The following is a 7,599-nucleotide window of genomic DNA, read 5'->3' on the forward strand; positions in this document are numbered from 1 at the left end:
TTCCAATAGTAAATTGAGACGAGGAAGGAGAGAAAAACACCGTTGTGAGATGTCTGAGTGCCAGTTACTCATGTCGATTGTGAGTCTCATTCTGATCTGACTCTGGTTATCCTGTGAGTTCGCTGGTATACTGTTGTTCCCAGTCGTCACGGGCTTCGATTTCTCGGCGACCTCTGGCTGTGATCGCGTAGACGTTCGTTCGGCGGTCCTTTTCGCCTTTGTCGAGCAGTCCCTTCTCGACAAGTGTATCGAGATTAGGATACAGCCGGCCGTGGTGGATTTCGGTTTCGTAGTAGTCCTCAAGTTGGTCTTTGATTGCGAGGCCGTGTGGCTCTTCCAAGCCGGCGGTGACGTACAGCAGGTCGCGTTGGAACCCGGTCAAGTCGTGCATTTTGCTGTCCGCAGCTAGTTTAAGAATACATATACGTTTGTTGGCCATCGGCCGGGTTTCAGAGTGACCTCGCTGGACGAACGTTTATACAGGAACGTACAGCCACGACGCGGTATGCCGCCCTACCGTGACCGGACCGCGGAATTTCGACCGTATGGCGAAGCGACGCAAATCCCGGACCCACAGTTGGAAACTGACCATGCCGAGTACGGCGACGGAATCGCGGAGTGTGACTACCCCGCCGGTAACGACCGGGACACGAACATCTGTCAGTCCTGCGAGCGAGCTATCTCATCGACTCAGAGCCAGTGTCGGTTCTGCCTCGAGCAAGATGTCTCGGCCCCAGACAGCACCTCTGACCCTCGCGAGCAACCACTCCACGGCATCATCTGTCTGCTCGTTACGTCACAGTCCTCGCGAGGCGCACTCGCAAAAGGGACTGCAGCAGCGCGATTACTGCAGAAGTCCCACTCATCCCCTATCGACGAATGTACACTCATTGAGGCGCTCGAACAGCCGATTGCGGCGCCACTTCGAGCGCGGTGGGGTCACCTCCCGGACGTCGTTCCTGCGACTGGCTCACGAGAGGATGGCTTCGTAGCGAAAGCCCGGTCAGTCTCGTTGTGGTCCAATTCTCCTTCGACGGAGGGTTCTGCCTCCCGGTGGTACGACGCTGCTGGGACGCAGATTACTGAGGACTCCCGTCGTGAGCAGTTGCTCTCGGACTCGGAGACGTGGGTTGTCCCAGCGATTGCGCTTCGGCGAGCGTCTGTTGATATCTCGCCGTCACAGTCGTCGTCATCATCGCCAACACGGCAACGGCTCCGCTGTCAGTCGTGTGGTGAGCAGACGCCGTATCGGTTCGACTCACGCGACGACAGCCCACCCGCAGCGTGGGCTGGAGAGCCTGTCTGGCGGTGTTCCGTATGTCGAACGCCGCAGTACGGACCTGATCCAGATTCCTGATATTGGTACGAGAATGAATCAGGGGGCTCTGTTGAGTTCCGTAGAACTAACAGAAATCGTGTGACGCAGATACAGAGTTCATCAAGTACCACCTCTTCTACCAGATCGTTGCCGGAGAACGGGTAGGTACCTGACTACACACCCAATGTCAGATGAGACGTGCTCCCTCAAGCTATAAAACAGTGACACGACTACGTAGACACAATAACCAGGTGACATTTCTCTTTGAAACGACGACACCTCCTCCTCGGAACCACAGGACTCCTCACCGCACTCGCCGGCTGCAACACCATCACCGGAAACAACAAAGACACAGATAGCCCCAACAACACCACGGAAACAACCCCTACCAACAGTGCAGATATTTCGGTCAACATATCTACTTCTTCGCAGCCAGGTCAGCTACCGCCGATATGGAGAAATCATAGTATAGAGGACTTTCAGGCCCAGTTCCAGGTAGAAACTTCAGGCAACGTGGAATCAGTCAATGTATCCAACGAGAAAGTACAGATAGGTCCGGATTCCAGCCAGTGGAATGATAATACAGTTACTGTGCACCCAGGTCAGATGAAGAAGGGAGAACAGGAATTCACCGCAACAGCATCTTCAGGCAGCGCTGAGGCCCAGGACACAGCACCAGCTGTTAAATCCACGCCAGGAAACTACAAAGTTGACGTAGTCCCTCAAAGAAATGGAGAACTAAGAAACCAGATCAGCCAGAACTCTCTAGAAGACAACTACCTAGAGAAACGCGGCGGATTCATCACATCAGACCCAGTAATAGACAATTACAACAGCCACGAACAACTAGGATTCAACAAATTCGCAATCGACCTAGCAGCCTACGAATGGAGACACGACAACGACTACATCGATTTAGCCGAAGCCCAACCCACAGAGGTAAAGAACTTCGTAGACAGCATCGGAACAGACACAGGAAATCCAGATATTGAAGCAATCAAAAGCGGTGACGAAGTGCCTGCAGCTATCTATCCTAACGGGAGCATGGCAGAAAGAAGAGGAGGAAACTTCGACTTCGAACAATTCTCAAACGCCGAAACAGTAGGCGAAGCACTAGACTGGGTCCACCCATACCTATTCAACTGGAACGCAAAAATGACAAATGACGGACCAGTATCTACAGAAGATGCACTATATGCTCCTACATTGGAAAGAGCAATAGAGCAAAATACTAACCAGGGCCTTGAAGTACATGCCTGGGACGTTGAAACCTTAGGTCACGGTACAGGCCTTATCTACGGTAAAAACGCCGACGGAACAGAAGAACTCAGATTCATGGAGACTGTCTCAGCTCCAGTAACGGCTACCGCAGACGATAATCAACTTCACCCATTAATCGAGGATTCAGGATACCTAGACCCAGAAAATGACGGGTTCCAAGAGTACTGGCACCCACTAAGATTCGGCTGGGAAAAAGACGAAGACACATCTCCACTAGATTTCTCAAGTAAGAAGGCTAGAGCTGTAAGAACAATAGGAGAAATGGCGAACACACTCTATCATGAGGATGCTCCTCATCCAGGCGAACCTGGGAGTGTAGCTCCTACCACAGAATATGTCGTTGACTTCATTGAGAAATTAAGAAACTTCAACCAAAACGACACAGACTTCAGGACTCTATATAATCAGTCGAAGGTCCTTGAGAAGATGGTTATGGATGAAGATACTAATCACGTAATCTATGGAGACACTGAGAACCCACAGTACGCTGTTGTAGAAGATGACTCCCTGATTGAGGAGGTCTGGGAGGATAGCAGCGGGGAATATGATGACTTCAACCAGTTCCTTAGGGACAACCCAGAGTACAGCATGAGTGTTGACGACGTCGATGCTTCTTTAGAAGGAGAAGAAATGAATGACTTCAGCCAGCAAGTACTGGCCGGAGCCTAAATTCTCTAGCATACTCTAACATACACTACACACCACAAGACTTAGACGACTACTTCACCATCGGCACTTCCGAAACAATACCTCCATACACAATGGAAGACGCACAAAACCGCGTCAACGACATGAGACAGGTACTCGAAAACGTGGGCCTCGAAACAAAAGAAGGCCACATCGGCTAACAAACCAGTTCTAACGATTTCTACTACCCCAAGCCCCATTCATCCAATCTAACGGATCCATAGGCTCCCAGCCTTCGTTAAATTCAGTCGGTGTCGGAACATACATACGAAGACAATCATCCTCCTCAGTAGAGTATCTGACATCCCATTCTGTTGAATCCCTATAGAAACCAGCTCCAATCCATCCAAACCCATCTCGAACATCTGCCTCAATAATATACGCTCCCTTCTCTGGCAAGATCACTCGCGACCTTCGAGTAAGATAACCCCGGTAGATAACAAAAGCACCCTTCTCGATATCCATTGTGATCGGTTTAGAATTCACTGTGCCGCCAGATTCGGAGTGGGTTGGATGCTGATAGAAGGGGTTCCACAGAATACGAATTCGCCGAGCACGAACCGTTGGAACTTGGTTCAGCTCTACGGCCCGATCAAAATCCCTCCCAGTCCGAGCATCTAGAATATGATGAGAGGGCCGGTCTATGACCTTCTTATTGAAAATTCTGTGCTGTGCATCAAATGGCACGATCTCGCACTTTTGTCTATCAAACGGGGTCTGGCCAGCAATATCTACAAACTCAGCTTTGAGCGGTTCGACTCTCTCAGGCGAGATCTCATGTCAGGGTCCGACTTGCACCCTGAGTTCAGCACGGTTCTAACGACTGTCAGCGACTGGTAGTTCAACAGAGCGAAGCGTCCACCACCCCCTCCAGAGCAACAGCACACGTGAACACCGGTGCGTCGTAGTGGGTTGTGTTTGTGTGCGCCGGCGATGGGCGCCGGCGCAGGGGGTCGGACAGACTTCGACTCCTGAGTTGGCGAGGTGACGACGAATGCACCAGGTAATCTACGCTCTCGTGACTGCATCGACAACAGACGAAGCCCTCTCGCGGGCCGCTGACGTATTCGACCAACTGGTGGGAGCTGCCCCCCACGCTGAGGCGGTGTTCGACTATTATGTGACGTTCGATGACGACTCAACAACGGTTGCCGGTAGCGCCCGGTGGGGTGACCTCCCGGTTGCAGAGCCTGTTGATTCAGAAGAGGGCCAGGAACTCCTTGAGCGTGGGTGGCAGGCGACGACACGCGAGTTCGAGCGGAATCTCGAGCGTGTTCGAGAAGGCGTTGACGAGCTTGACGCCGCGGCGATTATGCGCGATGAGGACCTCGTCAGGCATGCGTGCCACAATCTCGGAGCGTACCGCGGGCCGGCGGTGTACCTCTACGACGAGTTCGCAGACGGGGTTCGGCATCGCGAGCGGCTTGAGCAACTCGTCGGGTCGAACGACCATCTGTGGATCGTTCCCGCTGATGTCCATTACTGACTTTGGAGGCTGTGCCCAATGATGCTCCTAAGAGAGACACTTCCTGATCGTGGTATCGCTGTTCGAATCGTCGTTGACGACGCGGCTGACAGCTATCGTGTTGAGTACACCCCGCTGTCCGGGGGTGTGGTAACCGACGAGTGGACTGTGTTCGGTGGCTCCGTCGGCTATGATGCGTCGGTGTTTGCGACTGCCGCAGCTGCACGTGCGTTTGTCGAGCGCGTTCGAACGAACCCACACGATGACGTCCTCGCGGAGTTAGCAGTAGACACAGAGTAAATCTTCCTGTGGTGTGTCGCACCGGACTCATATTGGGTTACTACTTCTCAATCTCCACAGGAAGACAGACGAAATGTACTTTCACTCTGCCACTTTCAGATTGTATTCGTGAACTCGCAACCTCACAGTCGGCGGATTACCGAACTCCTATGACAGGGTACCTCATTCAGCTCTATTGCGCGTTCAGCAGATCTCCACTACGGCGTTGTTTTTGCGCCGCCCAAAGGGGCGGAGGCGCAGTAACAGATGTTGATTCCAACGTCAGTAGCCGAGTTGTCTCGTTTTCCACACCATTCACTCACGATACCTACTCCGGTGGTGAATGATCGATGAGTCTCGAGCGCGTGTTCCGTCACGACGAGGCGCTGTTCGAGTTTTTGTGGTGTCCGGTGTGTGGCACGGAAGCGTTCACGCACATCCCCTTCGAGGGGGTGTTCTGCACTGAGTGCAATACCAGTGTGACGTGCCGTGAGTCGCCTGAGTCGCGGGGGTACGATGAGGCGGTCATCATCACATTCGACACGACGACGACGTGGAATCTCCACGTCGACGAGAAACTTCGCCGGCCGCTTCCCGACGACGAAGCACGTGTTAAGATTCTTGGTGCGCCTGGTGACTACCACGTCGATTGGTGGGCACCAACCACGACCGAAGACTGGACGCCAGTCGAGCGCAATGAGTTCGCTGACGACTCCGAACCGGAGGAAGTGTCGCATCTCGCATAGCGTCGGTCGGGAGACTCCTCGGTACCCGCGCGACATCGAGATTTTTTGTGCCCGTGATGGGTGCGGGCTGAAGACACAGTCCGTGTGACGTGATTTCCATGAGTCACCAACAGACAGAGCCTGACGTCTCGATCGACGAGATTCCAGTTGATCTCGAACTCGTGCATCGTTCGGAGTTCACCCGAGCCGACATTCCCGATGAAATCGAGTCGATTACGTGGTCTCTTCTGAGCGAACGGCCGCCGACGAATCCGCTCGTCGTGCTCAAAGCTGCTCGCTGGTGGTACATCCACGGCACAGGTGAGTCCGATCCCGTGTACTGCTGGGCGATTGAGTGGGTTCGCCACCTCACAACCGGTGAATCGACTGCAAGCGGCCCGTTCGGCGAGTGTCGACAGTACCTTCGGAGTCTCGAGTGCGAGGACACCGACCAGTAGGTCGTCCCGCCTGTTTTTTGTGCGCCCCAGAGGGGTGCGGCGCGTCCTGGAGGGACGCGTCAGAACTGAAACCAATGGCAACAACGAGTTCCCCGTCGGTGTCGTTCGACGAGACCGACACGCGGCACGATGAGATGCATCGTACGATCGAACAATGGCTTGCAGACCTCGCTACCGACGTCGACAACGCTCGGGCGAGCGAGCAGTTCCAAGCGTGGCTGGACGTCCAGAGCCGGTTCCACGACTACTCCCACCGCAACACACTCCTCATCAATCTCCAATCCCCTGAGGCGACGAAAGTCGCCGGCTACCGGACGTGGCAAGCAGAGTTCGACCGGTATGTCGAGGAAGGCGAGTCGGCGATCTGGATTTGGGCGCCGATCATCACGACCCAATGCCCCGAGTGTGGGAACGCACCGAGCTATCACGAAAACAGCGAGTGTGAATACGACGAGACGCCGCCCGAGGAGTGGTCGGAGGGCCTCGTGGGCTTCAAGCCCGCGCCCGTCTTCGACATTTCGCAGACAGAGGGCGAGCCACTCCCCGAGTTGGACACGGCGGCGACCGGTGAGCCTGACACGCTCGTCGACGATCTTACCAACATCGCGTCAGACCTCGGCGTGACCGTCCGCATCGTCGATCCCGACGAGTGGCGACATGGCGAAGCGAAGGGTGTCTGCCAGTCGCGGAGCGTCCAAGACCTCACCCCGCTCGTGGAAGTGAAGGACCGGTCGAACCGCGCTGACCTCGCGTCGACGATTATCCACGAGTACGCCCACGCGATTTTGCATTTTGACATCACCGACGCGACCGAGCGAGCGAAACGTGAGGTCGAAGCGGAGGCCGTCGCGTACGTCGTCGGTCGATACCTCGGCTTAGACACGAGTGGGTCGGCGTTCTATCTCGCGGCGTGGCAGGGCGACGAGACAGATGTCCTCCAAGAGCGACTGGGTCGGATTAGCGGGACGGCCGAAGAGATTCTCTCAACACTCGACGCGGTCTAACCCCATCTGCCGTCCGGCGCAGTTTTTCTATGCGCTCGAAGGGGCGCGCGCATTGCGCGCTGGCTATCATGATTCCTGTACTACCAGAGTTCGATCCACCTACGCGTGTTCTCAAGCGAGCGCAGTACGAGGCGTTCGCGTTCGAACTCCTTGATGGCGATGTCCGTGTACGCAACGAGAGCTATGCTGACCCAACCGCGCACGAGTACCGCGTTCGAATTCGGGATGGTGTGCCCGATTCGTGTTCGTGTCCCGCCGATGCGAGCGGTAACGGCCCGTGTAAGCACCGGGTTGCAATCGCGATCCGCCCACGAATACTCGAACTTGCGGTCCAGATGCGTGTCGTTGCTGACGGTGGTAGCCCACCAAACGGCGATGATGA

Annotated in this window: 8 protein-coding genes; 7 read left to right on the forward strand and 1 reads right to left on the reverse strand. The window is 54.9% G+C overall.

Features of this window, described 5'->3' with window-relative positions:
- Positions 1 to 106 precede the first annotated feature (106 nt).
- The gene (locus tag E4P24_RS16605; protein WP_188148832.1) at positions 107 to 391 is read right to left on the reverse strand and encodes a PadR family transcriptional regulator; all 285 of its coding nucleotides are present in this window, start codon (positions 389 to 391) and stop codon (positions 107 to 109) included.
- Positions 392 to 1,582: 1,191 nt separating this feature from the next.
- Here E4P24_RS16605 and E4P24_RS19105 point away from each other — a divergent pair.
- From E4P24_RS19105 to E4P24_RS16640, 7 genes are all read left to right on the forward strand, one after another.
- Positions 1,583 to 3,268, forward strand: a complete 1,686-nt coding sequence (locus tag E4P24_RS19105; RefSeq protein ID WP_223174077.1) for a hypothetical protein — start codon at positions 1,583 to 1,585, stop codon at positions 3,266 to 3,268.
- Between the two features lie 1,012 nt (positions 3,269 to 4,280).
- Entirely contained in the window at positions 4,281 to 4,772 is a 492-nt protein-coding gene (locus tag E4P24_RS16615; protein WP_188148833.1) for a hypothetical protein, read from the forward strand.
- An 18-nt stretch (positions 4,773 to 4,790) separates the two neighbouring features.
- Positions 4,791 to 5,051: a hypothetical protein gene (locus tag E4P24_RS16620; protein ID WP_163489378.1), complete on the forward strand. Its 261-nt coding sequence runs from the start codon at positions 4,791 to 4,793 to the stop codon at positions 5,049 to 5,051.
- A gap of 329 nt (positions 5,052 to 5,380) precedes the next feature.
- Positions 5,381 to 5,776 carry a hypothetical protein gene (locus tag E4P24_RS16625; protein WP_188148834.1) on the forward strand — a complete coding sequence of 132 codons (396 nt, stop codon included), beginning with the start codon at positions 5,381 to 5,383 and terminating at the stop codon, positions 5,774 to 5,776.
- Positions 5,777 to 5,874: 98 nt separating this feature from the next.
- The gene (locus E4P24_RS16630; protein ID WP_188148835.1) at positions 5,875 to 6,213 is read left to right on the forward strand and encodes a hypothetical protein; all 339 of its coding nucleotides are present in this window, start codon (positions 5,875 to 5,877) and stop codon (positions 6,211 to 6,213) included.
- Positions 6,214 to 6,287: 74 nt separating this feature from the next.
- Entirely contained in the window at positions 6,288 to 7,217 is a 930-nt protein-coding gene (locus E4P24_RS16635) for an ImmA/IrrE family metallo-endopeptidase (RefSeq protein WP_188148836.1), read from the forward strand.
- Between the two features lie 68 nt (positions 7,218 to 7,285).
- Positions 7,286 to 7,599, forward strand: a 314-nt coding sequence (locus E4P24_RS16640) for an SWIM zinc finger family protein (RefSeq protein ID WP_188148904.1), incomplete at its 3' end; no start/stop codon positions are given.

The organism is Haloferax sp. AS1 (genome assembly GCF_014530665.1).
Taxonomy (GTDB): domain Archaea; phylum Halobacteriota; class Halobacteria; order Halobacteriales; family Haloferacaceae; genus Haloferax; species Haloferax volcanii.